Below are 26,534 nucleotides of genomic sequence, written 5' to 3'. Positions count from 1 at the left end.
ATGCCCAACTCTACTGGCCGGGGCGGAAGTTGACCGGAACTGATGTTCCCTCCCAGTGAGACGAGGACACTTCGTGCGACGCCACTCCCTGTGTGATGACTGGGCGCTCCGGCGTGAAGCACGTGCTTCGTGAGCCGTTGTCAGACGGTGATTTCACGCCATGATCGCAGGACACGCGGAGGCGCCGTATCGCTCTCGGTACGGGCTCAACGGGACGCGGTTCCCAGCGGTGCGCTGCGGGCCCCGTCGTCCCGCCCGGGCAACCCGCGCCTGGGCAGCCGCCCCTGTGTGACGGCCAGTACGGCACCCGCGACCAGCACGAGCGCGCCCGCCCCCTGCACCACGCCGAAGGACTCACCCAGGAAAAGGGTGGAGCACAACGTGTTGATGACCGGGACGGTGAACATCATGAGGGAGGCCCGCGCGGGACCCACTGCCCCGATCCCCCGGTAGTAGAAGAGGTTCGCAACCGCAGCAGCCCCCAGGGCCAAGTACGCCACGTTCAGCCAGACGCCGGCCGGCAGATCGCTCCAGCGCACCTCCGGCACGTCCGGTGCGGCGATCACACCGAGCAGAACGGCCCCCGCACAGGTTGCATAGGTGGTGGCCCGTAGCGGTTCGATACCGGACAGCACCCGCGGGCCGACCAGCGTATAGGCGGCCCAGCACACCGCACTGAGCAGGAACAGCGCATCGCCCGCGAGTCGCGTCGAGCCTCCCTGCGAACTGCCGCCCGCCCCGAGGAAGAAGACCACGGCACCGGCAAGGCCGAGGCCCAGACCGGCTATTCGCGCCCAAGAGGCGCGCTCCCGGCGCGTCACGAGCAGAAAGGCGCTGGTGAGCACCGGGCTCATGACGGGAATGAGGATCCCGGCGTCCAGGGAGGGTGCCAGCGACAGCCCCCAGAAGAACGCACCGTTGTAGGCGAAGACGCCCAGCACTCCAGCCGTCGCCGCGCGCCACCCGTCGCGCGCCGTCACGGTCGTCTCCCGGCTCCCGGACAGCCACACGGCTGCCAGCAGCGCAACGGCGCCACCCCCGAAGCGCAGCAGCGCGGCAACGGTGTGCGGTACCTCCCCCACCACCGACTTGGAGCTGGAGAAGGCGCTTCCCCACAGCACCATAGTGATCATCAATAGCAGATACGGACTGCTCGAGCCCCTCTTCGTTCGCGTGCGCATATGCCGACAGTGGCGTCCCGGCCCCCGGTCCGTCTTGAACGCTGGTGCGCACGCCACAATGAGGTCATGGGAACGGGGCAGAGCTGGGTGCGGTACTGGCGGGACGGAACGCGCCCGCTGGAGGCCATGCACGCGCACTTCCTCGATCATGTGTATCCGCCACACAGCCACGACACCTACTCCTTCGGCATCACCGACGCCGGCGCCCAGCGCTTCCGCTGCCGAGGCGCGGCCCACACCAGCGGCAGCGGGATGGTGATGGCGTTCAACCCGGACGAGGTGCACGACGGGCGGGCCGCGGCAGAACTGGGCTATCAGTACCGCATCGTGCACATCGGGCCCGCGGTGGTACGCGAGGTCCTCGCCGACGCAGCCGACGGGCGCCCGGCGGCCATGCCACTCTTCGTCGAGCCCGTGATGACCGACCCGGTGCTCGCCCGTGCTCTGGCACGCCTGCATGGTGCTCTGGTCACCAACGAGAGCCCGCTCCGACGGGACGAATGGCTGACCGCGGCCGTCACCGCGATGGCACACCGCGGCGCCACACGGACCCCCCACATGCGGACGCTCGCCCAGAGTGCGCAGCGGCAGGCCGCGCGACGGGCCCGCGCGCTGCTCAACGATGCCTGCCTCGAACCGATCAGGGCCGACCTGCTGGCCCGGGCCGTCGGATGCAGCCGATTCGCCCTCTACCGCGCGTTCCGTACCGAGTACGGCATGGCTCCCAGCGACTACCAGCGCCAACTCCGCCTACGCCGCGCCCGCCACCTGCTGGCCACCGGCACCACATCCGCCGACGCGGCAGCCGCCACCGGCTTCGCGGACCAGGCCCACTTCAGCCGCTGGTTCCACCGCACCTACGGCATCACACCGAGCACCTTCCAACGGGCGCACACGTGACGTTTCACGGGCGGTCCCAGGCGCCGGCCAGCCGCGCAGGGCTCATCGGCCGGTCAGCTGCTGGATGACCTTGCGGGCCTGGCCTGCTCCGTCCTCGGTCGACATGTGTCGTGCCGCTTCCTCGGCGGCACGTGCGTATGACTGCTGCTGCACTATCCGGCCGAGTGAGTCGCCGAGCCGTTCAGCCGTGAGGGACCGGAAGGGGATCGGGTCGGTCGCGGCGCCGAGGGCGGCGAGTCGTGCTGCCCAGAACGGCTGGTCGGCGCTCACCGGCACGGTGACAGCGGGCACTCCGGCGCGCAACGCGGCAGCTGAGGTGCCGGCCCCTGCGTGGTGGACCACCGCGGCCAGCCGTGGGAACAGCAGCGCGTGCGGTACATCCCCGATGGTGAGGATGTCGTCGCCGTCGGCGGCGAGCCCGGCGCTGCCGGATTGGAGGATGCCGCGCAGCCCGGCGCGGCGCAGGGCTCGTACAGCGATCTCGCTCAGCCGCTCCCCCTCACCGGCCGCCATGCTCCCGAAGCCGATGAGGACGGGCCGGGGCCCGGCGTGCAGGAAGTCCTCCACATCTGTGGGCAGCCGCTCGCCCACAGCGTGGTACGGCCACCAATTGCCCACCACTTGCAGACCGGAGCGCCAGTCGGCTGGGCGGGGCACCAGCGCCGTGCTGAAGCCATGCAGGATGGGCCAGTTGGCCTGTTCCTGCCGTCGGCGCACCGCGGAAGCGGAGGCCGGGGGCAGCTGGAGGCGGTGGCGCAGCTTTGCGACCGCCTGCTCGTAGACGCGATCCGTCATACGAAGAGCGAAGCGTCCCGCCGTGCGGTTGGCGAGGCGGCCCAGGGAGCGGGAGCCTGTCACGACGGGTGGGAAGTCACCGGTCGGTGCGGTGGGTTGGAGGTATACGCCGACGCTCGGTGTGCCCGTGGCCTCGGCGAGGTGCCAGCCGAGCGGGGCCGTGGTGGCCGACAGCAACAGCAGATCCGTGTCGTCGTCCAGCACCTCGGCGCATCCCTGGCCCAGTTCGGTGATGAACGCGGCAGCCGTACGCATCAGTTGCCGCTTGCCCGTGACACCCCCGGGCGCCCGCGGGTCGGCGGGGAGAGCGCGGAATTCCAGCCCGGCTGCGTGCACGAGGGGCGCGAACGTCTCCGTGGTGGCGAGGGCGACGCCGAAACCGGCCCGGCGCAACTCGGCGCCCAGGCCCGTGTAGGGCGCGACGTCGCCGCGCGACCCGGCCACAGCGATCAGAATCCTCATTGGCACTCCTCGGAATCGGTACGGCCGCCCTCGTGGCGTGCCGCGTTGGCGTGGACCGCCTTGCAGGTGTAGGCGGCCAGTCCAGGGCGTTGCTGCGACGGCGGTACGACCAGGGCGAAGGCCCGCGGGTCGGTGACGAAGTCGTCGGCGATGCGCCGGTGCCTGTCCGGCGGGCACGAGGTGAACCAGCGCGAGATGTGCAAGCGGTGCTCCTCGGCGAGGTCCATGGCCCGCTCGCCGGCACTCGGCTCCCCCTCGTCGAAGGCCGCCAGCAGCTCCGCGCGCCAAGCGGCGGCCTCGCCCATGAGCTGCCGCCAGTCCTCCTTGGTATGGGCAGCCGCACGCGCCATCGCCTCGCGCTGTCCCTCCGAGTGCGCCCACTTCAGCTCTGCCTCGGTGGCATAGCTCAGGTCGAAGGTGATCTCACCGAACACCTCGAAGCGTTCCTGCGGGGTCAGCGTCACTCCGGTCTGCTGGACCTCTATCGCCCGTTCCGCCGCCTCGGCCAGCCGCTGCAGCCTGGCGATCTCCTCCTGCAACCGACGCTGCCGGGAGCGCAGTTGCTCCAGGGCGTTCGCCTGCGGATCCTTGAAGATCTCGGCTATCTCGTCGAGAGGGAAGCCGAGCTCGCGGTAGAAGAGGATCTGCTGGAGACGGATCAGGTCGGCGTCGCTGTAGAGCCGGTAGCCGGCGCGGCTGCGGCCGCTGGGCGAGAGCAGGCCCGCCTTGTCGTAGTGATGCAGCGTACGCACCGTCACCCCGGCGAAGGCCGAAACCTGCCCCACTGAATAGCTCATCCACCTGCCCCTTCGTCGGCGTACACCCTGAAGCCTGACGTAAGGGGAGGGTCAAACACTGCTCTGCGGCATGGCTTCCCCACTGCGCCTGTGCCGGTGAAGAACCGCTCCTCGGGCTGACACCCGGGCGCCTGACGCTGATCCGAGCTGCGCAGCGCCCGCTGCGAATGGTGATGTGGATCACAAGGAGTTCCGTGAACAACCCGCGGTCCGACGCCATCACAGTGACCGTAACCACCAACGGCCCCTGCCGGGGGAACCGCGCGGAAGCGGGCGGCGGGGCTGTACCGGATATCCACTGGGGGGATCTCATGAAGACCGCTGGCCGCACCATCCGCACCACCGGCCTTGCCGCTGTCGCTGCCGCCGCGGCGTTCTCGCTGACGGCCTGCCAGGGCGACGGCGGCAAGGACGACGACGCCGGCTCCGCGTCCTCCGCCGAGGTGTCGAAGGGCACCGGGGCGAAGGACTCCGCCTCGGCCGGTTCCGATTCCGGCTCCACCACGAGCGACGGCGGTACGCAGAACAACAAGGCGAGCAGCGGCGGTTCGGGCAAGCCGGCAGAGGGTGGAGCTTCGGGCGCGAAGGGTTCCGTGTGCACCGTCGGCACGGTCTCCGTCAGCCTCCAGGAGACCGGGGGCTCCGCGCCGGTCATCCTGCTCAAGGCGACCAACAACGGCAGCACCCGCTGCGACCTGTACGGGCACCCGTTCGTGGGCTACCCGGACGCCCAGTCCTCCATCCCGGCCGGCGGCGGCAAGCCGCAGTCTGTGGTCTCCCTGGAGCCGGGCACATCGGCCTACGCCGCGCTCGGCCTGGAGAAGGGCGACGGCGGCAACATGCACCGCGAGAAGCAGCTCACCGTCCAGCTGGCCGACCGCAGCCTGCACGGCACCGGCGCCACCGCCGAGGTCACCGCCCCCGGCGAAGCCGGCCTCGCCCTCAGCGACAACTCCACCGTCACCTACTGGAACGACACCACCGAACAGGTACTCCAGTAGACCCGCACCACCTCACAAGGCGGGTGCCTGCCGGAACGGCGATCAACTGCTGCCGCGACTCGTGAGAAAGCGCGGCCCTAAAAATCAGCATATAGGGGGAACAATGCACATCTCGTTTCTGATCTTCAGCGCGTATGGGATGGGTGGCACGGTCCGTACCACCTTCAATCTGGCGCAGGCGCTCGCCGAGCAGCACGAGGTGGAGGTCGTATCCGTCTTCCGGTACCGGGACAAGCCGTTCTTCGAGCCGGGCCCGGGTGTGCGGCTCAGGTCGCTGGTGGACATGCGCCGGAACAGTCCGACCTATGACGGGGCGAACCCCGAACGCGCCCGCCCCGCCCGGGTCTTCCCCGCTGCCGATGGCCAGTTCTCCCGGCACAGCGCGCTGACGGACCGCCGGATCGGTGAGCATCTGGCCGGCACCGAGGCCGACGTGGTCATCGGCACCCGCCCCGGCCTCAATGTGCACGTGGCCAGGCAGACGCGCCGTGGCCCGGTGCGCCTGGGGCAGGAGCATCTGACTCTGGCCACGCATTCGGCGCGGATGAAGCTTCTGCTCAGCCGTGTCTATCCGCGGCTGGACGCGGTCACCACGGTGACCGAGGCGGACGCCCGGGACTACCGCAGGACGCTCTGGCTGCCGGGTGTACGTGTCGAGGGGCTGCCCAACAGCGTGCCCGAGCCGCAGGTCACGCCCTCCGACGGCAGCCGCAAGTGGGTCGTGGCCGCGGGCCGGCTCGCCCCGGCCAAGCGCTACGACGTGCTCATCCGCGCCTTCGCCCAGGTCGTTCGCGAGCGCCCGGACTGGGGGCTGCGCATCTACGGGCACGGCCGCGAGCGGGACAAGCTGAGAAATCTCATCGATGAACTCGGCCTCTACAACCACGTCTTCCTGATGGGCTCGGCGCATCCCATCGAGGCCGAATGGGTCAAGGGGTCCATCTGCGCCGTCACTTCGAGCCTGGAGTCGTTCGGGATGACGATTGTCGAGGCGATGCGGTGCGGTCTTCCCGTGGTGGCCACCGACTGCCCGCACGGGCCAGGCGAGATCATCCGCAACGGCCAGGACGGACTCCTGGCCCCCACCGGCGATGTGAGCGCCATATCGGGTGCACTGCTGCGCCTGATCAACGACGACCAGCTGCGTGTGGAGATGGGCAGGGCCGCACTGACCGCGTCGGCACGGTTCGACCCCTCGCGTGTGGCCGCCCGATACGAGGACCTGCTGACCTCGCTGGTCAACCGACCGGCCGGCGCCCTTCACCGAGCACGCGGCACTCTGCTGGGCGGAGCCTACGCGGCCCGCGAGACCGTACGCCGGGGAGTGGGGCACGCCCTGGAAGGAGCACGGGCATGAGCGGGCCTTCTCTCGACGCACCAGTACGCACCACAGCGGCGGCACCCCCGCCAAACGCCAGTTCGCCCCACGGCCGCACGCCCCACCGCCTGCGCGCCGACTGCACAACCCACGGCGACGGGAGTCTGACGTTCGATGTGCGGCTCTCCGACGAAACCGGCAAGAAAGCCGCAGCTCCCGAGGCGGACGAGCACGCCGCCGTCCTCCTGCGCCTGCGCCACCATCACGGCCCCGATGCCTCGCTGAGCCTGCCGCTCACCCCTGCGGCAACGGATGGCGGGCTGCGCGCCACACTGCCCGCCACCACATGGCTGCGCGAGGGACGCTGGGACGCCTACCTCGCCCAGGGCGACGAAGAGCCGCAGCGGCTGCTGCCCGGAGTGCACGACCTGCGCTCCCTCCTCGGCGGCGCGCACGTCGACGCACGCGCCTGGCTCGGCGTACGGATCCCCTACACCACCAAACACGGCAACCTCACCATCCGTACCTGGGTGCGGCGGCCGCATGCCGAGGCCGGCACATTGCGCATCGACGACGCCACCATCGCGCTGCACGGCACGCTCTACGGCGCGCAGCTCTCCGCCACCGCCTGCCTGGAAGCACGCCCCCGCGACTCGGCGGCGCCGCCAGTGCGCATACCGGTGCGCCCGGCTCAGGAGGAACACTCCGGCAGGGAAACCGCACCGCAGCACACCCCCGGCCCGCACCACCCCCAGCACGGGTTCGCCGCCGAACTCCCCTTCACCGCCCTGCTGCCGGGTCACCGGATCTGGGACCTGTGGCTGCGCCCTTCCGCGGATGAGGAGCCGGTCCGCGTGGCACGGATCCTGGACGACATCCCTGACAAGAAGCACGTCTTCAGCTACCCGTCGCGGCATGTGGCGAGCCCCGACGGCACCGCCCACGCGGTGCGCCCGTACTACACGGTCAACAACAACCTCTCGGTACGGGTGAGTTACGAGGCCGCGAAGCAGGAGGGCTGACAGGCAGTACGCGGCGCAGGGAAAATTCGGGCGGCCTCAGCGCACCGCCTGGGTAGAGTTGGCCGGTGCCCGAGCTGAAGCGGCTGCATGCCGGCCATGCCCCGGCGGTCCTGGCCTTCGAGCTGGCGAACCGCGCCTACTTCGCTGCCTCGGTCCCCGACCGCGGCGATGCGTTCTTCGCCCAGTTCACCGACAGGTACGACGCCTTGCTGGCCGAGCAGGAGGCCGGTATCTGCGCCTTCCACGTGCTCGTCGCCGAGGACGGCTCGGTGCTTGGCAGGTTCAATCTGCTCGACATCGCGGACCACACCGCGGAACTCGGCTACCGGGTCGCACAGCACGTCGCCGGCCGCGGTGTGGCGACCGCAACCGTCCGGGAGCTGTGCCTGCTGGCGGCGGCCCAGCACGGGCTGCGCACCCTGCGCGCGGCCGCCGCCTGCCGGAACGCCGCGTCCCAGAAGGTTCTGACCAAAGCCGGGTTCATGCCTGTCGGCCCGGCCGACCCCGCCCACCTCGGCGGTAAGCCAGGCACGTGGTATCAGCGCGATCTGCCTGGAGGACCGCCGCAGGAAGGCCGACGCCACCGCTGATCACCGGTATGTGAAGAACAACGATCTCGCGGCGCCCGAACGGGAACGGGGTACTGCGTGCCTGTCAGGCGTCGAAACGGCTCCGCGCGCTCTCGATGTGACCGAGGTGCTGGTGGGTCCAGCCACAGATTGCGTCGACTGCGGCGCGCAGGCCCCGGCCCGGCTCGGTGAGGGTGTACTCGACCCGCGGCGGCACGGTGGGGTGCACCTTCCGGTCGACCAGGCCGTTGCGCTCCAGCATCCGCAGGTTCTGGGTGAGCATCTTGTGGCTGACGCCCTCCACCTCGTTCCGCAGCTCACTGAAGCGCAGGGTGCGCTCGCCGAGCGCCTCGATGATCAGGAGCGCCCACTTGTTGGCGACGTCCGAGAAGATCTCCCGCGCCAGAGAGTCCGCGCGCCTCAGGTCCGCGTCCTCGGGCAGGCCCTTGAGCAGCTGCTTGGTCACCATCAGGTTCCCCAGTCACCGAAAAGTGCGTTCTTCCAGGTCAGCCTTCACTCTCTTACAGTTTTCGAGTTACCACAAGGGACCACATCAGAAGGGCGAGCACCGTTGGCCACCATCGATGTCTTCAACCACAACGTGCCGGCCGAAAGCGACTTCGGCTACTCACAGGCGATCAAGTCCGGTGATTTGATCCACGTCTCCGGACAGCTCTCGCTCGACGAGGCGGGCGAGTTCCGCTACGCGGACGACTTCTCCACCCAGCTCGAGCAGACCTACGCCAACATGGACAAGGTCCTGGACCACTACGGAGTCACCCGGAACCAGGTCGTCTCGCAGACCCTGTACGTGGTGGACCTGCGGAAAAACGCCGCGCCGACGGCAGAGGGCAATTTGGCGTACTTCGGCGGCCACCGCCCGGCCAGCACGGTCCTGGGCACGACTGAACTGACCTTCCCCGGGCAGGTCATCGAAATCAGCTTCATCGTCGACACGAGGCTGCCCGCTTGAGCTCGACCGCGGCAGGCGGCAGCACTCCGGGGGCAGACGGCTGGTCGGTCGGGTCAGGTCCGGGATATCAGCTTGATTTCGTGGATGACTTGGCCGACCTTGCCGATCGCCTTGACCGGAAGGCTGACGACGAAGTGCACGGGACGTTCACGGGCGTCGGACCGAAGCTTTGCCGGCAGCCGGCCGAGGCGGTCGCGGAAGTCCCGGGTGTACTGCCCCAGCACCAGCTCCCGGGGCATCGCGGTGATTCGGCCGCAGTTGTCACAGACGATCGTCAGCAGGCAGCGGTGGACATAGGTGAGCCGGTGAAGCCGCTCTCCACCACAGGTGCACTCCAGATAGGCGGTCTCCGTCTCGGTCTCGACCATTGTCGGCTCCTCGGCTTTCTCCGTACGCCACCGCGCTGCCGCAAAGCGTGCGCAGTCTGCGACAACCACTGAGATCGCGATGGCGCCCGGCACGGCTGTTCTCCACGTACCGAGTGACAGGGGCTGTCGACTGAGAGTGGCCGAACCATCCCACTCGGTTTGCACATTTGTGATTACAAAAATCACTTACGTGAGAAGAATTGCACAGCCTGCGCTTCCCTGTCCAGATCCGCGCACGCTGCACCCCGAGGGGGATACACCCCTGGTCGGGTGTGCAAGAATCTGGGCAGATGTGACGAAGCTGCAGGCGGAGGGATAGGCATGCCGGCGTCCCGCGAACACGACTTGCTGGTGAAGGCCGCACGGCTCTACTACCAGGACAATCTCTCCCAGCAGCAGGTCGCCAGCGCCCTGGGAGTCAGCCGCTCCAACGTCTCACGCATCCTGGCCGCCGCACGTGCCCAGGGGATAGTGGAGATAAGGATCCACGACCCGGCCGGGCGCGCGCTGGACCTGGAGGAGCGGCTGCAAGCCGCCTTCGGGCTGTCGGCGTGCCGGGTGGCTTCGGTCAGCGACGACGAGTCGGCGCTGACAAAGGTCGGGGAACTGGCGGCAAGCTGGATACTGAGCGCGGAGCAGCCCAGCGCCGGGATCTCGCTGTCCTGGGGGCGCACGCTGCAGGCCATGGTGCGCGCCGTCCCGCCCGAGCAGAAACTTCCGGTCGAAGTGCTCCCCCTGGTCGGTGGACTCTCCTCCGTGGCCTCCGAGATCACCGGCGAGGAGCTGGTGCGGGAGCTGGCCGACCGCCTCGGCACCGGCTACCAGCGACTGCACGCGCCCGCCCTGCTGGTGACCAAGGCTTCCCGGGACACCCTGATGAACGAGCCGTCCATCATCTCCGTGCTGGAGGCGAGCCGGAGATCATCCGTGGCCTGCGTCGGTATCGGAGCGGCGGGGGTGGGGTCGTCGGCGGCGGTCATCGATGCGCTCCAGCTGAGCGACCGCGAGCGCGCGGCCTTCGAAGCGGCGAAGCCGGTGGGCGATGTGTGCGCCCGGTTCTTCGACCAAGACGGCAACCCGGTGGGCGGAGCGGTGGAGGACCGGGTACTGGCCGTCTCGCTCGAAGACCTCCGTCGCATCCCGACCGTGCTGGGCCTGGCTGCGGGAGTCGAGAAGGCCTGCGGTGTACTCGGCGCGCTGCGCGGCCAGTACGTGAACGTCCTCGTCTGCGACACACCTCTCGCCGAAGCGCTGCTTGCCGAAGCCGCTCGCTGATCCGCCCGGCGATCTACCGGTTGTTGCTCCCGCCCGCGGACTTGGCTCCGGGCCGGGCAGCACGCTGCCGCCGCGTCCACCGGCAGGCAGGGCAGGAAATGTGGGCGGCGGCAGCGCGTTCAGGGGCCTCCGATCGTGGTGGCGACGAGGTCGGGAACGGGAGCCCGCTGTTGGGCGCCCAGCCGTGCGCGCCGCGTACGCGGAACCGCCGCGTACTGGCTCACGGGGCCGTACGCCCTGTGCGGGGCGCCCTGCGTGGTCAGTGCCATCCGAACCAACTCGGGTCGTCCAGACGCCGCTGCACCGCGTTGAGCAGGTGCGCGGCGTCCAGGCAGTCGCCCGCCCGGTGGTCGATGGTCAGGCCGACCCGGCAGCGGGTGCGTATCTCCACGCCCGCGGCGCCGGGGACGACCTGCGAAGCCACCGCTCCCATCGCAAGGGCGGTCGCCTGGGGCGGAGTGAGCAGTTCCTGGAAGGCGTCGACGCCCATGTCGCCGAGGTCGTACACCGTGGTCGTCGCGGCGGCCAGGTGCTGAAGGGGCACCTTCCCGGCGCGCGCCTGGTCGGCCAGGCGCCGAAGGCTCTTGTCCAGTTCGCCGATGGGCAGCTGGTCCGGATCGGCGAGCACGGGGGCGAGCGGGCCACGGCCGGTGTGTACCGTCACGGCCACCGGGACATGGGACCACACCTCGCTGCCCTCCCCCGTCCAGCGGGAGTTGAGCGGGCTGTCGCGCAGGGCGGCGGCGTACGCCCTGATCACCACGGGCGCCCAGCGGTATGTGCTCCGGTGTGTCACGAGGGCCTGGAGGTCGAGGTCGCGGTAGACGACGGCGTGTGGGACGGCGGCGCCGGCGTCGGCCCGGTGAGCCACCACGGTCCGGGGCCTGCGCCGCGCTGGCGCGGTGTCGGTGTCGGTCGGCCGGCTGTGCGGTGCCGGGGTCGGAATCGGAGTCGGAATGGCCTGTGCTGTCGGCCGGGTAGCCGCCTCCACGTCCGGGACCCTGATGGTCCCGCCTGGTCCGGTGCCGGTGAGCGTCGCGAGGTCGACGCCGAGTTCCGTCGCCCGGCGTCTGGCGAGCGGCACCGCCGCCACACGTGTCGGGTCGGGGGGCGCCGCCACGAGGGCGGAGGTGGCCTGCTCGGAGGCGGGCGCGGGGCGGTCCGGCTGGGGTCCGGGCGGCTCCGAGAGGAGGTCGCCCAGCAGGTCGTCCGCGGAGGTGGTGAGGTAGGCGATCGGCTCGCCGACGGCCACCGTCTGCTCCGGCTGGGCCACCACCCGGAGCAGGGTGCCGTCGACGGGGGACTCCACCTCCATGTCGACCTTGTCGGTCATGACTTCGCAGACCACGTCGCCGGAGCAGATCTCGTCACCTTCGGCCTTGTGCCAGACCAGGAGGACGCCGTCCTCCATCGTCATGGACATCTTGGGCATGACCAGCGGGATCTCGGCCATCACCACGACCTGACCAGGCGGGTGGCCTCGGCCACGATGTCGGGAACCTGCGGTACGGCAGCGCGCTCCAGCTGCGGAGCGTACGGCACCGGCACATCCAGCCCGCTGAGCCGTCGGACCGGGGCCCGGAGGCAGCCGAACGCCTCGGAGTCGGCGATCCGCGCGGCGATCTCCGCCATGTAACCGCAGTTCTGCGGAGCTTCCTGGACCAGCAGGGCTCGCCCGGTGGCGGCCACTGCCGAGATGATCGTTGCCTCGTCCAGCGGAACGAGAGTGCGGGGGTCGATGACCGTTGACGTGATGCCGTCTTCGGCGAGCTGCTGGGCCGCTTCCATGGCCCGGGACACCATGACGCCGGTGGCCACGATGGCCAGGTCCTGGCCCTGACGGCGAACTGCCGCCTGTCCGAGGGGAACGCGGCCCGCGCCGGCGGGGACCGGGCCGCTCTGCTTGTACAGCAGCTTGTGCTCGAGGACGATCACCGGGTTGGGGTCGTCGACGGCGGCGAGGAGAAGTCCCTTGGCGTCGGCGGCCGTTGCCGGCATGACCACCTTCAACCCGGGGATGTGCGCGAACCAGGTCTCCAGGCTCTGGGAATGCTGCGCCGCGGCGCCGGTGCCGGAGCCGCTGGGGGCGCGCAGCACCAGGGGAACGCTGGCCGCTCCGCCCAGCATGAAGTGAATCTTGGCGGCCTGGTTGGCGATCTGGTCCATGGCCTGAGCCGTGAAGTCCGAGAACTGGATCTCCACGATCGGCCGCATGCCGGCCAGGGCCGCACCGACCGCCGCGCCGACGATGCCCAGCTCACTGATCGGTGTGTCGCGTACCCGGTCCTCGCCGAAGCGGTGCACCAGGTCGCCGGTGACGCCGAATGCGCCGCCGTAGACGCCGATGTCCTCGCCGAGGAGGAAGACACGGGAGTCGGCCTGCATGGCTTCGGCGAGGGCTTCGCGGACCGCTTCGGCGTAGGTGATGCTGCGCTCGGCCGGATCGGCGGGCAATGGCTGGGTGGCCGCCGCCGGCCCGGCGGTTGGGAGTGTGGTCGTCATCGGTGGTTCTCCGAGGGTCGGCCGGGCCGGCGAGGCGGTCGGCTCAGTGAGGGGCTGCGGGTCGCGTCGGAGGTGCGGTCCGTCGTGGGTGCGAGCGTGTCGGCACTGCGGGCCGCGTCGGGGTCTGCGAGGCGCGGGTCGCGCCGGGTCGCGGGTCAGTCGGCGTACACGGCGGAGGTGAGTTCCGCGGCGGCGGCGTCGGGGGCGGCGTTCGCCGTGCGCACCGCCTCGCGTACGGCCTCCCGTGCGTCGGCCTGGCACTGCTCGGTCTCCGTCGCGGAGAGCGTGCCGGCCTCCAGCAGAGTGGCCGTGTACCGGGCGATCGGATCCTGCTCGCGCCAGCGTTCGATCTCCTCGCGGGTGCGGTAGAGGTTCTTGTCGCTCTTGGAGTGGCCCTTCCATCGGTAGGTGACGGCTTCCACGAACGTGGGGCCACCGCCGGCCCGGGCCCGTTCGACGGCGGCGTGAACCGTCTCCTGCACCGCGGGCACGTCGTTGCCGTCCACGGTGACGCCGGGGATGCCGTAGCCGGCGGCGCGCTCGGCCAGATGCTCCACGCGGAATGCGCGCTGTACGGACATCGACATGCCGTAGTTGTTGTTCTCGCAGATGAACACCACGGGCAGATCCCAGACGGCGGCGAGGTTGACCCCCTCGTGCCAGGCCCCCTCGTTGACCGCGCCGTCCCCGAAGAAGCTCAGGGCGACCCGCTGTTCGCCGCGCAGCTTGCCCGCGAGTGCGGCGCCCGCCGCGATGGGGACGCCGCCGGCGACGATGCCGTTCGCGCCGAGGTTGCCCGTCGCCACGTCGGCGATGTGCATGGATCCCCCGCGGCCACGGCAGTAGCCGGTTTCCTTGGCGAGGAGTTCGGCCATCATGCGGTCCAGCCGGGCTCCGCGGGCGATGCAGTGCCCGTGCCCGCGGTGGGTGGAGGTGATGTAGTCGCCCTCGCTCAGTGCGGCGCAGGCACCTACCGGTACGGCCTCCTGACCGATCGACAGATGCATGGTGCCGTGCATCATGCCGCGGGCGAACAGGTCGTCGACGGCTTCTTCGAACCGTCGGATGGTCCACATCGTGGTGAGTGCCGAGCGTGCGGCCTCGGCGTCCTTGATCAGATCCATGGCCGGTTCGTCCTCATGCGGCCAGGGACTCGGCCGGACCCACTGCCGGCAGGTCGAGCCGCTGTCCGGCGAGCAGCCGGTCCTGGAGCCGCCGCAGCGTCGCGATCATGGTGCTCTGGTCGATCCGCAGATCCTGAGCGGTCAGGACGGTCCCCGCCGGGACGTCGCGCAGTACCTCCGCACCACTGGCCAGTCCGAGGGGAACCAGGTCCTGTTCGGCGGCCGTCCTGGCGCTTTCCGCGAGGCCGTACACGGTGGATCCACCGATGCCGTCGACGCGTTCGCCCGCAAGCAGATCGCGCTTGGCGACCGCGACCACCTCGGCGTTCCACACCTTCGGGGCAAGGCTCGCGGTGCGCTCCAGGACCGCCTCGGCGACGGAGAGCGGGGCTTCGACGCTGGCCAGGTGGAAGGGCCGGTAGAAGGCGTAGTACGGCCCCTCCCCCATCGTCAGATACTTCATTTCGGCGGTGACGACGGGATCGGTGCAGTGGCCGATGACGAACACACCGGGCGCGACGGGCCCGGTGCAGTAGTCGACCACTCCGGCGGCTGGAAGTACGCCTCCGTCTTCCTCGGGGCGGAACGCCCAGGCCAGGTCCTCGACCGTTACGCGGGGACCTGTCATGCCCCGGCGGCTGAGCTGCAGGTCGGTCGCGTTGGCCAGCGCCACCATCTCGATCATCGTCTTGGAGCCGTCGACAAAGCTGGCCAGCATCTTGGGGTTCATGTGCTTGGCCTCGGCCTGATCGGCCAGCGCCTCCGGGGTCGCCGTCGGGTCGAGGGGGTTGTTCTTGCCCTTGCCCGCGCAGACCACGCTGAAGCCGATGTCCCGTACGTAGTCCACCAGACGCTTGCACTCCACCGGTTCGTCGCCGCGGCAGACGGTGTAGACCCGGCCCATCTGCTGCGCGACCGCGGAGAGCAGCAAGCCGATCGTCACGTCGCATTCCACGTTGAGCAGCGCGATGTCCTTGCCCGCCAGCAGTCCGGAGAAGGCGACGGCCGCGCCGACGTCCGGCACGCCGCTGGCATCGACGATGATGTCGACCGGCAGCGTGACGAGGTCGAGCGCGTCGGTGACCACCACCGGCCGGCCCCGCAGCACCGCAGCGGCCAGTTCGGCGGGCGTACCGCCGCTCACGGCCGGGCCGCGCTGGGACCGCTGAAACGCCTCGTGGCCGCGTTCGGGAGCGATGTCGGCTATCGCGGAGATCTCCATGCCCGGTATGCGCGTCACTTGGGCGACGAACCCGAGGCCCATCTGTCCGGCGCCGACCAGACCCACTCGGACCGGCCGGCCGAGCTCCAGCTCTCGTTGCCGCAACTGATCGATGTAGCTCATGCTCCGGTCCTTCCTGTGCCCTGCCGGCATCCACCGGCGGGTCTCACTGTTTTGCACATTCGTGCAAACCGTATGCACTTAAGTGATTTCTTTGGTAGCACGCATGCCGCTCCTGGGACAAGGGCTCGCCTCGCGCTCGTCCTGTACGGGAGCGCAGCGCGCGCCGCATCCCTCCCCGGGCAGGCCACGAGGGCGCACGGGACCACGGAAACCGGCTGAGTGGGTAAGGGAGTTGGGGCGGTGCGGCCACAGCTCGCACCTGGCACGCACGCCTCACATACGGCGTGCCATGCGTACGCTGCTCAGCGTGCCGTCTTCATCCCGCCCACGGCGCCGTGAACCGTCCCGCCGTTGGACCGCATCCGCCGGTAGCGGTCGCGAGCGTCCTCGACCGCACGAGCGGCGGCGGGCGAGGCAGCGCGGGAGGATGCCGTACGCAGCCGGCCGCACAGCTCGGGCCGTTCCCGGAAGCGGGCCAGGACCGAACCGCCTTGCATCACCAGGGCCCGTTCGACGACCTGGTCGCTCTGCCGTACGAGCAACAGCACCACGGCTCCGCGGAGCCGCCCGGTGGCACGCCCGGAGACGAGAGTGACGCCCACACGGTGTTCCTCGGCAGTGAGCCGGTTCACGGTGCGCATGTAATAGCGGTGCTGCCACAGGCTCGACGCCATCGACACCACGAAGGCGCCGAGCAGCAGCAGTGCCAAGGGAAGTTGCTCCATCAGTCCTCTTCTCAGCGGCTTCTCAGCGTTCTCAGCGGCTTCTCAGCGGCTTTCGGTCTCGGGCCCTCGCGCTTCAGTGGAGTCCGCAACGCGCGGGAGGCGGAGGGATTGGCGGCGCGCCTTCCTGGCCGCCGTCGCGTTCCGGATGCGCTCGGGGTGCCTGCCGCGCAGCCGGACGGTCCCGCAGCCCGAGCACATGAAGGCCATCACTTCGGTGGTGACTTCGGTGGTGCCCAGCCGGCAGGCGAAGCGCGGGGAGCCGAGCAGCGGCAGTGCCATGGAGCCCGCGACGAGAGTGCCGCCACAGTCGCAGCGTGCCTCCGACTCGGGGGCGCCGGCGTCGTTCACCGGGCTGCTCGTCATGGGCTGCTCTCCTTCCTGGTGCCCGCCTCTTTCACGCGCAGCTCTTTCACGCGCGCGCGAGCCGCAGTTCGGCTCCCGGGGACGGGACGTCGAGTTGGCCCTTCGCGTGCACCGCTCCGGGCAGCAGGCCGGCGGCGGGGTCGGGGTCGACGTAGATGACCAGGTGGCCGAGGGTGGCCAGGTTCTGGTGCGCGAGGTCCCCCACCGCGGTCAGCGTCAGCCGCGCTGCGCCGAGCTGCACTTGGTCGCCCGGCTGCATTTCGAGGACCGGCTTGTCCGCGGGGCGGTGAACCACGCTCAGCCCTTCCAGGTCCCTGGGCAACGGCTCGCCGAAAAGGATGAGGACGCCGCCCTGTATGAGGTCTGCCGCCTCGTCACCGACGCGCAGGATCGTGCTGCTGTAATAGGAATCGTTCATCAGTACATCCAGAAGCTGACGAGCCAGGCGATGACGACCGCCAGGGGTGCGGTGATCTGACGGCTGAGCAGTACGGCCGGCGTGCCGACCGCCACTGTCTCGGGTTTGGCCTCACCGAGGGCGAGGCCGACCGGGATGAAGTCGCAGCCCACCTGGCCGTTGATGGCGAACAGGGTGGGCAGCGCGTACTCCACGGGAACTGCTCCGGAGGCGATCTGCGTTCCCATCAGGACGCCGACGACCTGGGCGATCGCGGCTCCCGGCCCCAGAATCGGGGACAGGAACGGAAGCGCCGCCACAGCTCCGAGGACGATGAGCCCGATGGGGTTGCCGGCCAGTGGCTTGAGCCCCTCCCCCATCGCCTCGGCGATGCCTGTGTAGGTGACGAATCCGAGCAGCAGGCTCACATACGCCATGAACGGCAGGATCGTGCTGATCGTCAGCGTGATCGACTGGCGCCCGGAGGCCAGCATCGTGTTCACGGCGTAGCCGATGCCCGAGCTGAACTTGATGAAGGTGTTCGATATTCGGGAGAAACGGCCGCCACCGCTCTCTTCCACCGCTTGTGCCGTGGCTTGGCCGGAAGAGGCCGGTGCGTCGTCATCGGCACGGGCGGTCGCCGAGTCCGATGCGGCATCCGCCGGCGCGCTTTCCTCCTGGCCGTCACCGTCCTGCGCCACCACCTCGTCCAGTCCCACGTCGGAGACGAAGATGTCCTCGGTGATGAACTGCGCGAGCGGGCCGCCGGGGGCGCCGGGGTAGACGTCGACGGTCGGGATGCGCTTGCGCGGGTAGACGCCGATCCGCGCGGTGCCGCCGCAGTTGATCACTGCGCAGATGACTTCCTCATCGGGCACGTTGACGCGGAACCCGTCGATCGCCTCCGCCCCGGTCAGCTCCGCGATCCGCTGGGCTACCGGGTGAATGCCTCCTCCGGTCACGGAGAGCACCTTGTTGCGGGTTTCGGTACGGCGCAGCGTGAGCCCTCTCCCCCAGCCGCCGGTGCCCTTGCGGACGAACACCGAGGGATACGTGCGCGGGCTCTGGTCGGTCGTTGTCATCGCGTTCCTCCGGGCACCGTGAGCCCGGCGCTGGAGCCGCCGGTGGTGAATTCCTCGTCGAACTTGCGGAAGATCTCGGTCCGGCCGGTTCTCTTGATCAGGATGCGCGTGATCCACTCGGTGACCACACCTCTGATGAAGATCACCACGACGCCGGTGGCGAGGTAGGACAGCGCCAGCGGCACAGTCGACAGACCCAGTTTCTGCACCCCGTTGGCGATCCCCAGCCAGACGAACAGCTCACCGGCGTTGGCGTAGGGGAAGAACGAGGTCACGGGGTGGACGAAGGAGACCGCCGAGTCGTAGAAGGCCGGCTTGTACCGCTCGGGCAGAAACCGGGCGAACGAATAGCACATGGGGTTGGTGAGCATCAGCACGGCGAGGACCGGCATCAGGCTGTACCGAGTGATCCACCAGCGGGACGACCACTGGACGGCACGGGTGACGCGCTTCTCGCCGATGAACGTCACCAGGGCGTACATCGCGGTGAGCAGAACGATCAGTGTGGGAAGGATGCCGGTCACCAGACCGGTGAACTGCTTTCCGGCCTCGTTGAACAGGCCGATGAAATGGGAGCCGATCCAGACCGCGCCTTGGATGACGGGATTGTCGCTCTCATCCTTGGGTGTCGATGCGGCCAGGCCGGCGGCAGCGAAGGCAATCACCTCGGCCCTCCTCTCGTTCATGAGCGGGGATAGGGCGTCTTGATGCTTCTCTGAGCGGGATGGGGAAAGCCCGCCCGAACCGTGGCTCGGGCGACGGAGACTCGGGGCCGGTCCCTGGAGGGTTGGAGAGCCGACTCGGGATGTAACGGGAGGAACCAGACGATCCTGAGGTGTGGTTTGCACGCCTGCTCAAGGTTCCTCACCTCTGTTCAATTAGGTGTTTAGCACTGCGCGGTGAGACACGACAAGATGTCGACCGCGACTACCTTGTGTGACGCATGTGAACAGAGCCGCTCCCTCCGCTTTCCGCGAGGCGTGAACGACACCTGCGGCGCCGGGAGACCGCGACGCCGGTACGAGAAGGGCGACCATGGCACGGACCGAGTACTACGACGACCCGACGGCACCTGAGCCGAACAGCTTGGTGGTTGCCGCGTCCGCCGTGGTCGTCGATGACGAGGGCCGCATCCTCCTTCAGCGCCGTCGGGACAACGGCCTGTGGGCGCTGCCCGGTGGCGGTATGGAGCTGACCGACTCCCTTCCCGGAGCAGCTGTCCGGGAGGTGAAGGAGGAGACGGGCCTGGACGTGCAGATCACCGGCCTCGTCGGCACCTACACCGACCCACGCCATGTCATCGCGTATACGGATGGCGAGGTGCGCCGGCAGTTCAACGTCTGCTTCACCGCCCGCGTCATCGGCGGACGTCTCGCGATCTCGGAGGAGTCGACGGAGCTGCGGTTCGCTCGGCCGGGGGAGGTTGATCAACTGCCCATGCACCACACGCAGCGGCTCAGGATCGGTCACTACCTTGAGCACCGCGAGCAGCCTTATCTGGGCTGACGTTTTTGGCGCTCGCACATGCGGCGGGCTCCGTGACGCGGATGAGCAGGGACAGGAGCAGGGGGTAGACCGACGGGGGCTGATAATCGATTATCCACTGGATCATTCAACTCTCTCGGCTATGCTGCGGGCATGACGCATACGGCGCCCACCCCGCGCTCGAGCTCTCCCCCGACGTCGAGTTCGGCTGACAGCACCCCGGACAAGCCGGACAAGCAGCTGCGCTCCGAGCGGATCCACGCGTATCTGCGGGACGCGATCATGCGGGGGGACTACGGCCCCGGTGACCCCCTCAAGCCGCAGGACCTCGCCAAGGAACAGGGCGTGAGCCTGGCAGTCGTACGCGAAGCACTCGTACGTGTGGTCGGCGAGGGCCTCGCCGACCGGCTGCCCAATCGCGGCTTCGCCGTCCCGGCCTTCTCCGACCGCCGCTGGCAGGAGATCGCAGAGGCGCGCCGGACCGTCGAACCGGTGGTGCTGCGGGTGTCCGTCGAGCGCGGCGACCTCGACTGGGAGGCCCGCGTCCGGGCCGCCCACCACCGTCTGGCACGCACCCCGGCGTATGTCCCGGAGGAGGGCGAGTACTACAGCAGCGCCTGGTCCGAGGCCCACCGCCTCTTCCACCGCACTCTGCTGGAGGGCTGCGGCAATCCCGTACTGCTGGAGACCTTCGACCGGATGTGGACGGCGAGCGAGCTGGCCCGCCGCTGGTCGGCGCACCGCAACCCGGGGCGGGACGGCGCGCGTGAGCACCGTCGGCTCGAGGAAGCCGCGCTGGCCCGCGACGCCGCCGCCGCCGCCGAAGTACTCGTACAGCACCTCACCCTGACCGCGGCCGGACTGACCGGCAGCGCGCCGGACAGCCCCGCGCCGGAGGCCTGATGCGCTGCACCGGCCGGAGCGAAGGAGCGCACCCGTCGCGAACGGGCACACGCGTACACCCACATCGGAGCGACAGCATGACGTCATCCCCGGCGGCGCGGGCGGGCCGCCACTGCCACAACGCCGTCTCTCCCCTGCACGCGTGCGTGTACTTCGCGCCGGAGATGGAGGACGAACTCGCGCTCCTCGGCCTGGAGCGAGGGTCCATGGCCTACTTCGCCGGCCGCGCGGCCCCGCTCGGGGCGGTCGGTGCGGGTACGGTCACCGCGGCGTTCTACAACTTCAGCCATGAGCACGTGGAGCGGTACATCCCCGCCGCGTGGGCCGTCACCTCGCCGCAGGCAGTGCTCACGGCACGGCTGCGCGGCGCCGACCGGACACTGCGGCGCCTGCTCGGGAAAGAAGCCCTCCTCTCCGAGGAGATGGCCGAGACCGCTGAACTGGCGCTGCGTGCCACCGAGGCGTGCCGCCGGGAGGGGCGGCCGCTGTACGCCGCGAACGCCGGTCTCCCGGTGCCCGAGGAACCGCACCTGGCCGTGTGGCACGCCGCGACACTACTGCGGGAGCACCGCGGCGACGGCCATCTCGCCGCCCTGGCGAGCGCCGGTCTGTCCGGGATCGAAGCGCTGGTCCTGCACAACGCCACTGGCCAGGCACCGACATCGGCACTGTTCATGCGGACGCGCGGGTGGTCCGCGCAGCAGTGGACCGCCGCCCGGGACCGGTTGCGCACCCGGGGCCTGCTGGATGAGGCCGGGGACCTCACGGAGGCGGGCCGCGACCTGCGCGAAGAAGCCGAGTTGCTCACCGACCGCCTCGACGCCGCTCCGTACGACCACCTCGGCCCGGCCGCCACCGCCCGCCTCACCCAACTCGCCAGTGGCTTCACCACAACCCTCAGGGCAGCGGGCGCCTTCCCCACACACCACTTCGGCAAAGGCTGAAGCCAGGTAAAAAAGCCTGGGCCAGGCCATGGCCGGCGGCCACGAGCGCCCGCGTTGCCCTGGCTTCAGGCCATGACCTGTTGCTCTCTTTCAGGCTTTCAGGCCATGGCCTTGGGCGCCCATGGCAGTGCCTCGCGCCAACCGTGGCGGCCTTGCGCCCAGTCGCTCATCGTCTTGGCGAGGTGACCGGGGCCGATGATCTCGGGCTGCGGCGGGAAATACGCCTCGTAGTGCTGGTCCGCGCTGCCTTCGCGGTACTCGACCTGGAAGCTCCCGTCGTCGTTCCGGTACGCCTGGATGTAGTGCTGGCCGACGGGCTCCAGGTCGCACCGTTCGACGATCACGAACCGGTGGCGCAGGTTCAGGTCGGCCAGCAGGTCGTGTATGGCCTCCTCGGAGGGGTCGTCCACGACCCGTCCACCGGCCTCGGTCGCTCGCACGCGCGGGTACACCATGAGCGCGACTGTAACGGCACCTGCCCGCACGCCGTATCGGCGCCCTTCACCCGCGTCCCGCGCGCTGAACTCGCGGGCTACTCCTGGGTGTCAGAGGCGAAGCGGACGAAGCCGGCGATGCGAGGGGAGAACGTGGGCGGGCACAGTTCGCCGAGCGCTGAGCGCAGGCCGTCGGCCACGTCGGCGTCCGGCTCGCCGAACACCTCGAAACGCTCAACCCGGCAGTGCTCCATGACTTCCTGGATGTACGGGTCTGCCAGTTTCCAGTGCAGGCGCACCGCGTCGGAGTCCTGGTAGACCTGAAAGCTGTGCGCGAGCATCTGCTCTTCGTCCACGAAGGTCTCCACCATCAGCTGCGGGCCATGTTGCTGCACGAAGTCCACGGCCCGGGCAATGGCTTCACGAAAGCCCTCCAGGTGGCCGTCCGTGATGCGCATTGTGTTGCGGAAGAGAAGGATTCCGTCGTCGTGTGTCGTCATGGCGAGATTCTGAAACCTGAACTGCACTTCAAGTCAACAGTCCCCGGCCCCGGTCCGCATCGCGTACGCCCGCAACCGGGTCGCCGGCCAGATGGCGCTGGTCGGGTGGCGACCTGTCAGTCGCCGCTCCTGCGGGCGGACTGCGGATCCGGGAGTTCGTCGCCGGTCTCCAGCAGCGTCTTGAGGCCGGAGACGAGGGCGGGCCAGCCGTGCTGGATCATCTCGCGGACAATGCTGCCGGGTTGGAAGCCGTCGTGGACGACGGTCAGCTTGACCGTCTCACCGAGGGGCTCGATGTCGAAGGTGACTTTCGACCGGGGTTCGGCGGCGACCTTGGCGAGGGTCTCGTCGTCCACGCCGGCGGACTCCGCCCATTCCCGCGTGAAGGTGTGCCAGGTGTAGGACAGTCGTCGGTAGGGCTCGGATTCGAGGACGACCTGTTCGGGGTCGGCGGTCTGCGCGCCGTGCTCCTCCCAGGTCATGGCCGATCCGGTCTTCCAGTCGGTGGCGAATTGCACACCCCAGTAGCGGCGGGTGAAAGCGGGGTCGGTCAGCGCCTGCCAGAGCTTTTCCGGCGTGGTTTTGATGTAGGTCGTGTAGACGAACGCGGTGCTGTCCATGGCGGTGTTCTCCAGTGCGTGCTTGAGGTCGGCGAGTGCGTGTACCCGCTCGCGGTCGTAGCGGCTGATCCAGCGTTCGGCGATGGCGTTGATCGGCTCGGCGTTGAGGTAGTGCAGCTTCTCCCTGCCCCGCCGGACGGTGGTGACCAGGCTGGCCGCCTCCAGCTGGGCCAGATGCTTGCTGACCGACTGCCGGGCCAGGTCCAGCTCGGAACACAGCTCGCGCAGGCTCTGGCCGTTGCGGGCGTTCAGGCTGTCCAGCAGCCGACGACGGCCGGCATCGGCCAGCGCCTTGAAGACCTCGTCCATCTCCGCCCCTCCAATACGCAGCCGATTGGCTGCCTAAAACGATAGGCAGCCAATTAGCTGCATGTCAATGCAGGCCGAGCCGCCTTCCCCAGCTCACAGCTTGCGCAGGGCCGACTCCGCCGCACCGACACTCCCGTCCCAGCGCCCATCGCAGGTCGGACCAGTGCCCTCTCCGCTCTCATGCGGGCCGACCGGTGAATGGTGACCGGTACTCTCCCCGCATGGGGCTGGACATCACGGTGCTGGTCGCGGACTGGTCGTGGCTGGGTGAGGTTCCGCCACGGGAGAGGCTGTCGCGGTTGCGTGCTGCCTGGTACGCCGACGAGACAGGGCTGTGGGACCACGAGGCGCCAGTGGTCGAGGGCGGCTGGGAGTGGCCGCAGGGGGCCGGCAGTACCTGCTTCGCCGTCTACGAGTTCCGGGGCACCCTCGGTTCGTACAAACCGCACTTCTGGGCCGGAGAGCGGTGGGAGTCCGTACGCGACCACGCCGATCCGCTGGTGCAGGCCGGACTGGACGCCCTGCTGCGCGGGTTGTTCTGGGGAGGGCTGGACGGTGAGGCGGAACACGTGGACCCGGGCTTCTTCTGCGACGACCCAGCCATCTTCTACGGCGTACTGCTCGCCCGGTCGCCGGACAGTGTGCGGAAATTGGCTACGGCGTGGGAGCGGGTGCGGCCCCGGCTCGGTGGACTGCGCGGGGCTTTCCACCAATACGCCGCCACTCCGCAGGGATGGGTCGCCGACTTCGACGAGTTCGCCGCTCTGCTGGAGGATTGGGGCCGCGTCCTTTCCGAAGCCGCCCAACGGGGCTGGGGCGTCGTGGGGCTCAGCGAGTAGGGCGAGAGCCTCCCCGAGGAATGCGAACTCGGGTGATTTCACCTGCCACGTTCCCGGCGGCGCCCCTGGCTCGGTGAATTCGTGTTCGGCTGTTTCTCGTGAATGACCCGTCCAAGCGCTCGCGCTCCCGGCTCACTCCTCAGCGGCCTGAGAGTGACAGAGCCGTCCGCCGGCATCGAACGCAGCAGGTCAACGCGCCAGGCCCGGGGACCCTTTGTTGACGTACCGACCGGTCGGCATGCCGTGACCCTCCTCCTGCCCCGCGCTCCCCGACGGTTCACCGCTGCACCAGCCGCACCACGACCGCCGCCCCGGCCTACGGCCTCCATTGAACTTCCGCGGCAATCAAGGGCAGTTCGACGGGCCGACTTCCCGCATATGCGGCCCGGCGCCTCAAGACTACGCGCCCCCCGGCAGAAGATGGTCTTAATTTCAAGTTTCTTTGCTGACTGTTGAATCGCTTCCGAACCATCCATCGCTTGTACTGGAGCGGACCCAGGAGGCGCACACACTGCCGGCGCCATGCCTGGATCGACATTCAGAAAAACCGCCCTGATCCCCCAAATCGTGACATCTGTCCAATAGAAGGAGGTTCCCTGGATGGCCGTGGATAGTCAGGCTCCGAATACTTCGGTGCAAGCGGGAGATGACAGCCGTCTCAAACGTGATTTCGGCACGGTCGGCCTTCTCTTCACGGCAGTCGGCTCGATCATCGGTTCCGGGTGGCTCTTCGGCGCCCTGGATGCCGCTCAGATGGCGGGGCCGGCGGCCATATTGTCCTGGGCCATAGGCGCCGTCATGTTCATATTCATCGGCATGACCTATTCCGAACTGGGCACCATGTTCCCGCACTCCGGCGGCGTGGCCCGGTATCCGCACTACTCGTTCGGGTCGTTCACCAGCTTCTCGATGGGCTGGGTCACCTGGATCGCCGCGGCCGCTGTGGCACCGGTGGAGGTGCTTGCCGTCGTGCAGTACTCCACGAACTGGCTGTCGTGGCTGCAGCGACTGGACGAGAACAAGGAGGCCGTCCTCACCCCCGCGGGCACGGGTGTCTCGGTGTTGCTGATGGCGGTATTCGTGACCGTCAATTTCTTCGGCGTCCGCTGGTTCGCGCGGATAAACAATGTACTGGTGTGGTGGAAGCTCGCGATCATCGTGCTGGTGATCGTCGTCTTCTTCTCGCTGGGCTTCAACACCGACCACTTCAACATGGGCGGCGGCATCGGCGGCTTCGCACCCTACGGCGCCCAAGGCGTGTTCTCCGCGGTGGCCAGCGCCGGCATCGCGTTCTCCTTCTTCGGGTTCCGCCAGGGTGTGGAGCTCGCGGGCGAGACCGACAATCCGAAGCGGAACGTCCCGCTGACGATGATCGGCTCCGTCATACTGTGCGGAATCATCTACGTCCTGCTGCAGATCGCATTCGTCGGTGCCGTGCCCACCAGCGCGATCAAGGCCGAGGGCTGGCAGGCGGTCGGCGCCCACTTCAGCTCGCACGGCGACGTCCTGGCCACCTTCGGTCCGCTCGCCGCCATCGCGGGGATCCTCGGCGCGGTGTGGCTGGCCGGTCTGCTGTACGCCGACGCCATCATCTCCCCCGGAGACACCGGTCTGATCTACGCCGGCGTCACTGCCCGCATCTCCTACGCCATGGGCCGCAACGGCAACGCACCCGCCGGGCTGTCGAAGGTCAACAAAACGGGCGTGCCGTGGGTCAGCCTCATACTGGCGTTCGCCGTGGGCTGCTTCTTTTTCCTGCCGTTCCCGGGCTGGAGCCAGTTGGTGGAGTTCGTCACCAACAGCACCGTGCTCTCGTTCGGCTGCGGCCCTCTGGTGCTCCTGGCGATGCGCAAGCAACTGCCCGAGCAGGCACGGCCGTTCACCCTCGGGAAGCTCGGCCCTGCGGTGGCGTTCATCGCCATGTGGTCAACCAACCTGATCGTCTACTGGACGGGCTGGGACACCAACTGGAAGCTTTTCCTCGCCATCGTGCTCGGCTACGTGCTGATGGCCGTGCACCACGCCACGTCCCAGCGGGAGACGCCCGCGCTGGACTTCAAGCACGGCTGGTGGGTGCTGGTCTGGTTCGCCGGGCTCGCGCTCGTCAGCTATCTCGGTGACTACCCGAAGAAGGAGGAGGACGCCGGCAATCTCGGCGTACTGGGTCTCGGGCTCGGGGCTGTGGCCACGTTCCTCCTCAGCGCCCTGGTGATCTGGCTGGCACTGCGCTCGACGCTGCCGACGGCACGGGTCCGTGAGATCCTCGCGGAGCAGAGCTCACAGGACGGCTGAGGGCCAGGA

At 69.0% G+C, this 26,534-nt stretch carries 30 protein-coding genes; 12 read left to right on the top strand and 18 right to left on the bottom strand.

The features are described 5' to 3' along the window. Positions 1 to 206: 206 nt before the first annotated feature. Positions 207 to 1,181 carry a DMT family transporter gene (locus tag ITI46_RS07700; RefSeq protein WP_209238674.1) on the bottom strand — a complete coding sequence of 325 codons (975 nt, stop codon included), beginning with the start codon at positions 1,179 to 1,181 and terminating at the stop codon, positions 207 to 209. A 66-nt stretch (positions 1,182 to 1,247) separates the two neighbouring features. Between ITI46_RS07700 and ITI46_RS07695 the strand changes: the two genes are divergently transcribed. Further along, complete coding sequence (locus ITI46_RS07695; protein ID WP_209238673.1) at positions 1,248 to 2,081, top strand: AraC family transcriptional regulator; 834 nt, start codon at positions 1,248 to 1,250, stop codon at positions 2,079 to 2,081. A gap of 42 nt (positions 2,082 to 2,123) precedes the next feature. On the opposite strand, the gene ITI46_RS07690 is transcribed toward ITI46_RS07695, so the two are convergent. Next, positions 2,124 to 3,338, bottom strand: a complete 1,215-nt coding sequence (locus ITI46_RS07690) for a glycosyltransferase (protein ID WP_209238672.1) — start codon at positions 3,336 to 3,338, stop codon at positions 2,124 to 2,126. Beyond that, positions 3,335 to 4,135 (bottom strand): MerR family transcriptional regulator, encoded by an 801-nt coding sequence (locus ITI46_RS07685; RefSeq protein WP_209238671.1) that lies wholly within the window; start codon positions 4,133 to 4,135, stop codon positions 3,335 to 3,337. Before ITI46_RS07685 ends, ITI46_RS07690 begins: the two co-directional genes overlap by 4 nt. Before the next feature lie 311 nt (positions 4,136 to 4,446). Here ITI46_RS07685 and ITI46_RS07680 point away from each other — a divergent pair, with 311 nt between their 5' ends. The 4 genes from ITI46_RS07680 (at position 4,447) to ITI46_RS07665 (ending at position 8,066) form a co-directional block, all read left to right on the top strand. Then, a complete protein-coding gene (locus ITI46_RS07680; RefSeq protein WP_209238670.1) occupies positions 4,447 to 5,136 on the top strand; it encodes a DUF4232 domain-containing protein in 690 nt (229 codons plus the stop codon). A 103-nt stretch (positions 5,137 to 5,239) separates the two neighbouring features. Continuing rightward, the gene (locus ITI46_RS07675; RefSeq protein WP_209238669.1) at positions 5,240 to 6,493 is read left to right on the top strand and encodes a glycosyltransferase family 4 protein; all 1,254 of its coding nucleotides are present in this window, start codon (positions 5,240 to 5,242) and stop codon (positions 6,491 to 6,493) included. Continuing rightward, positions 6,490 to 7,476, top strand: a complete 987-nt coding sequence (locus ITI46_RS07670; RefSeq protein WP_209238668.1) for a hypothetical protein — start codon at positions 6,490 to 6,492, stop codon at positions 7,474 to 7,476. The genes ITI46_RS07675 and ITI46_RS07670 overlap by 4 nt, the downstream gene beginning before the upstream one ends. A gap of 65 nt (positions 7,477 to 7,541) precedes the next feature. Then, positions 7,542 to 8,066 (top strand): GNAT family N-acetyltransferase, encoded by a 525-nt coding sequence (locus tag ITI46_RS07665; protein WP_209238667.1) that lies wholly within the window; start codon positions 7,542 to 7,544, stop codon positions 8,064 to 8,066. A 64-nt stretch (positions 8,067 to 8,130) separates the two neighbouring features. On the opposite strand, the gene ITI46_RS07660 is transcribed toward ITI46_RS07665, so the two are convergent. Further along, on the bottom strand, positions 8,131 to 8,514 hold the full coding sequence (locus tag ITI46_RS07660) for a winged helix-turn-helix transcriptional regulator (protein ID WP_209238666.1): 384 nt from the start codon (positions 8,512 to 8,514) through the stop codon (positions 8,131 to 8,133). A 102-nt stretch (positions 8,515 to 8,616) separates the two neighbouring features. Here ITI46_RS07660 and ITI46_RS07655 point away from each other — a divergent pair, with 102 nt between their 5' ends. Beyond that, positions 8,617 to 9,018, top strand: coding sequence for a RidA family protein (locus ITI46_RS07655; RefSeq protein WP_209238665.1), 402 nt, complete (start codon positions 8,617 to 8,619; stop codon positions 9,016 to 9,018). A gap of 53 nt (positions 9,019 to 9,071) precedes the next feature. Here ITI46_RS07655 and ITI46_RS07650 read toward each other — a convergent pair whose 3' ends face one another. Continuing rightward, complete coding sequence (locus ITI46_RS07650; protein WP_209238664.1) at positions 9,072 to 9,386, bottom strand: hypothetical protein; 315 nt, start codon at positions 9,384 to 9,386, stop codon at positions 9,072 to 9,074. 321 nt (positions 9,387 to 9,707) lie between these two features. Between ITI46_RS07650 and ITI46_RS07645 the strand changes: the two genes are divergently transcribed. Then, on the top strand, positions 9,708 to 10,661 hold the full coding sequence (locus ITI46_RS07645; RefSeq protein ID WP_247745626.1) for a sugar-binding transcriptional regulator: 954 nt from the start codon (positions 9,708 to 9,710) through the stop codon (positions 10,659 to 10,661). Positions 10,662 to 10,780: 119 nt separating this feature from the next. Here ITI46_RS07645 and ITI46_RS07640 read toward each other — a convergent pair whose 3' ends face one another. The 10 genes from ITI46_RS07640 to srlA form a co-directional block, all read right to left on the bottom strand. Continuing rightward, on the bottom strand, positions 10,781 to 10,930 hold the full coding sequence (locus ITI46_RS07640; protein ID WP_209238663.1) for a hypothetical protein: 150 nt from the start codon (positions 10,928 to 10,930) through the stop codon (positions 10,781 to 10,783). Beyond that, a complete protein-coding gene (locus ITI46_RS07635; protein WP_209238662.1) occupies positions 10,921 to 12,114 on the bottom strand; it encodes a 2-oxo acid dehydrogenase subunit E2 in 1,194 nt (397 codons plus the stop codon). The genes ITI46_RS07640 and ITI46_RS07635 overlap by 10 nt, the downstream gene beginning before the upstream one ends. Further along, the gene (locus ITI46_RS07630; RefSeq protein ID WP_209238661.1) at positions 12,114 to 13,163 is read right to left on the bottom strand and encodes an alpha-ketoacid dehydrogenase subunit beta; all 1,050 of its coding nucleotides are present in this window, start codon (positions 13,161 to 13,163) and stop codon (positions 12,114 to 12,116) included. The genes ITI46_RS07635 and ITI46_RS07630 overlap by 1 nt, the downstream gene beginning before the upstream one ends. Before the next feature lie 155 nt (positions 13,164 to 13,318). Continuing rightward, a complete protein-coding gene (locus tag ITI46_RS07625) occupies positions 13,319 to 14,287 on the bottom strand; it encodes a thiamine pyrophosphate-dependent dehydrogenase E1 component subunit alpha (RefSeq protein WP_209238660.1) in 969 nt (322 codons plus the stop codon). A gap of 13 nt (positions 14,288 to 14,300) precedes the next feature. Then, positions 14,301 to 15,632, bottom strand: a complete 1,332-nt coding sequence (locus ITI46_RS07620; RefSeq protein WP_209238659.1) for an NAD(P)H-dependent oxidoreductase — start codon at positions 15,630 to 15,632, stop codon at positions 14,301 to 14,303. Between the two features lie 302 nt (positions 15,633 to 15,934). Next, positions 15,935 to 16,357: a transcriptional regulator GutM gene (locus ITI46_RS07615; RefSeq protein ID WP_209238658.1), complete on the bottom strand. Its 423-nt coding sequence runs from the start codon at positions 16,355 to 16,357 to the stop codon at positions 15,935 to 15,937. Between the two features lie 42 nt (positions 16,358 to 16,399). Next, a complete protein-coding gene (locus ITI46_RS07610) occupies positions 16,400 to 16,720 on the bottom strand; it encodes a hypothetical protein (protein ID WP_209238657.1) in 321 nt (106 codons plus the stop codon). 46 nt (positions 16,721 to 16,766) lie between these two features. Next, the gene (locus ITI46_RS07605; protein WP_209238656.1) at positions 16,767 to 17,138 is read right to left on the bottom strand and encodes a PTS glucitol/sorbitol transporter subunit IIA; all 372 of its coding nucleotides are present in this window, start codon (positions 17,136 to 17,138) and stop codon (positions 16,767 to 16,769) included. Then, positions 17,138 to 18,199 (bottom strand): PTS glucitol/sorbitol transporter subunit IIB, encoded by a 1,062-nt coding sequence (gene srlE / locus ITI46_RS07600; RefSeq protein ID WP_209238655.1) that lies wholly within the window; start codon positions 18,197 to 18,199, stop codon positions 17,138 to 17,140. Before srlE ends, ITI46_RS07605 begins: the two co-directional genes overlap by 1 nt. Further along, complete coding sequence (gene srlA / locus ITI46_RS07595) at positions 18,196 to 18,864, bottom strand: PTS glucitol/sorbitol transporter subunit IIC (protein WP_209238654.1); 669 nt, start codon at positions 18,862 to 18,864, stop codon at positions 18,196 to 18,198. Before srlA ends, srlE begins: the two co-directional genes overlap by 4 nt. A 370-nt stretch (positions 18,865 to 19,234) precedes the next feature. On the opposite strand from srlA, the gene ITI46_RS07590 reads away from it, so the two are divergent. From ITI46_RS07590 to ITI46_RS07580, 3 genes are all read left to right on the top strand, one after another. Beyond that, positions 19,235 to 19,705: an NUDIX domain-containing protein gene (locus ITI46_RS07590; protein WP_209238653.1), complete on the top strand. Its 471-nt coding sequence runs from the start codon at positions 19,235 to 19,237 to the stop codon at positions 19,703 to 19,705. A gap of 132 nt (positions 19,706 to 19,837) precedes the next feature. Further along, positions 19,838 to 20,587: a GntR family transcriptional regulator gene (locus ITI46_RS07585; RefSeq protein WP_209238652.1), complete on the top strand. Its 750-nt coding sequence runs from the start codon at positions 19,838 to 19,840 to the stop codon at positions 20,585 to 20,587. Between the two features lie 77 nt (positions 20,588 to 20,664). Further along, the gene (locus ITI46_RS07580; protein ID WP_209238651.1) at positions 20,665 to 21,531 is read left to right on the top strand and encodes an SCO6745 family protein; all 867 of its coding nucleotides are present in this window, start codon (positions 20,665 to 20,667) and stop codon (positions 21,529 to 21,531) included. Positions 21,532 to 21,629: 98 nt separating this feature from the next. On the opposite strand, the gene ITI46_RS07575 is transcribed toward ITI46_RS07580, so the two are convergent. From ITI46_RS07575 to ITI46_RS07565, 3 genes are all read right to left on the bottom strand, one after another. Then, positions 21,630 to 21,986 carry a hypothetical protein gene (locus ITI46_RS07575; RefSeq protein ID WP_209238650.1) on the bottom strand — a complete coding sequence of 119 codons (357 nt, stop codon included), beginning with the start codon at positions 21,984 to 21,986 and terminating at the stop codon, positions 21,630 to 21,632. Between the two features lie 77 nt (positions 21,987 to 22,063). Then, complete coding sequence (locus ITI46_RS07570; protein WP_209238649.1) at positions 22,064 to 22,465, bottom strand: hypothetical protein; 402 nt, start codon at positions 22,463 to 22,465, stop codon at positions 22,064 to 22,066. 116 nt (positions 22,466 to 22,581) lie between these two features. Next, complete coding sequence (locus ITI46_RS07565; protein ID WP_209238648.1) at positions 22,582 to 23,394, bottom strand: ArsR/SmtB family transcription factor; 813 nt, start codon at positions 23,392 to 23,394, stop codon at positions 22,582 to 22,584. Between the two features lie 221 nt (positions 23,395 to 23,615). On the opposite strand from ITI46_RS07565, the gene ITI46_RS07560 reads away from it, so the two are divergent. Together ITI46_RS07560 and ITI46_RS07555 are read left to right on the top strand one after the other, a co-directional pair. Next, positions 23,616 to 24,233 carry a hypothetical protein gene (locus ITI46_RS07560; RefSeq protein ID WP_209238647.1) on the top strand — a complete coding sequence of 206 codons (618 nt, stop codon included), beginning with the start codon at positions 23,616 to 23,618 and terminating at the stop codon, positions 24,231 to 24,233. 600 nt (positions 24,234 to 24,833) lie between these two features. Next, positions 24,834 to 26,525 (top strand): APC family permease, encoded by a 1,692-nt coding sequence (locus tag ITI46_RS07555; protein ID WP_209238646.1) that lies wholly within the window; start codon positions 24,834 to 24,836, stop codon positions 26,523 to 26,525. The last annotated feature ends 9 nt before the right edge of the window (positions 26,526 to 26,534 follow it).

It is taken from the genome of Streptomyces oryzae (assembly GCF_017676365.1).
GTDB lineage: Bacteria > Actinomycetota > Actinomycetes > Streptomycetales > Streptomycetaceae > Streptomyces > Streptomyces oryzae.
Note: the sequence above shows the minus strand (reverse complement) of the source record. Positions and strands in the feature narration are given on the sequence as shown.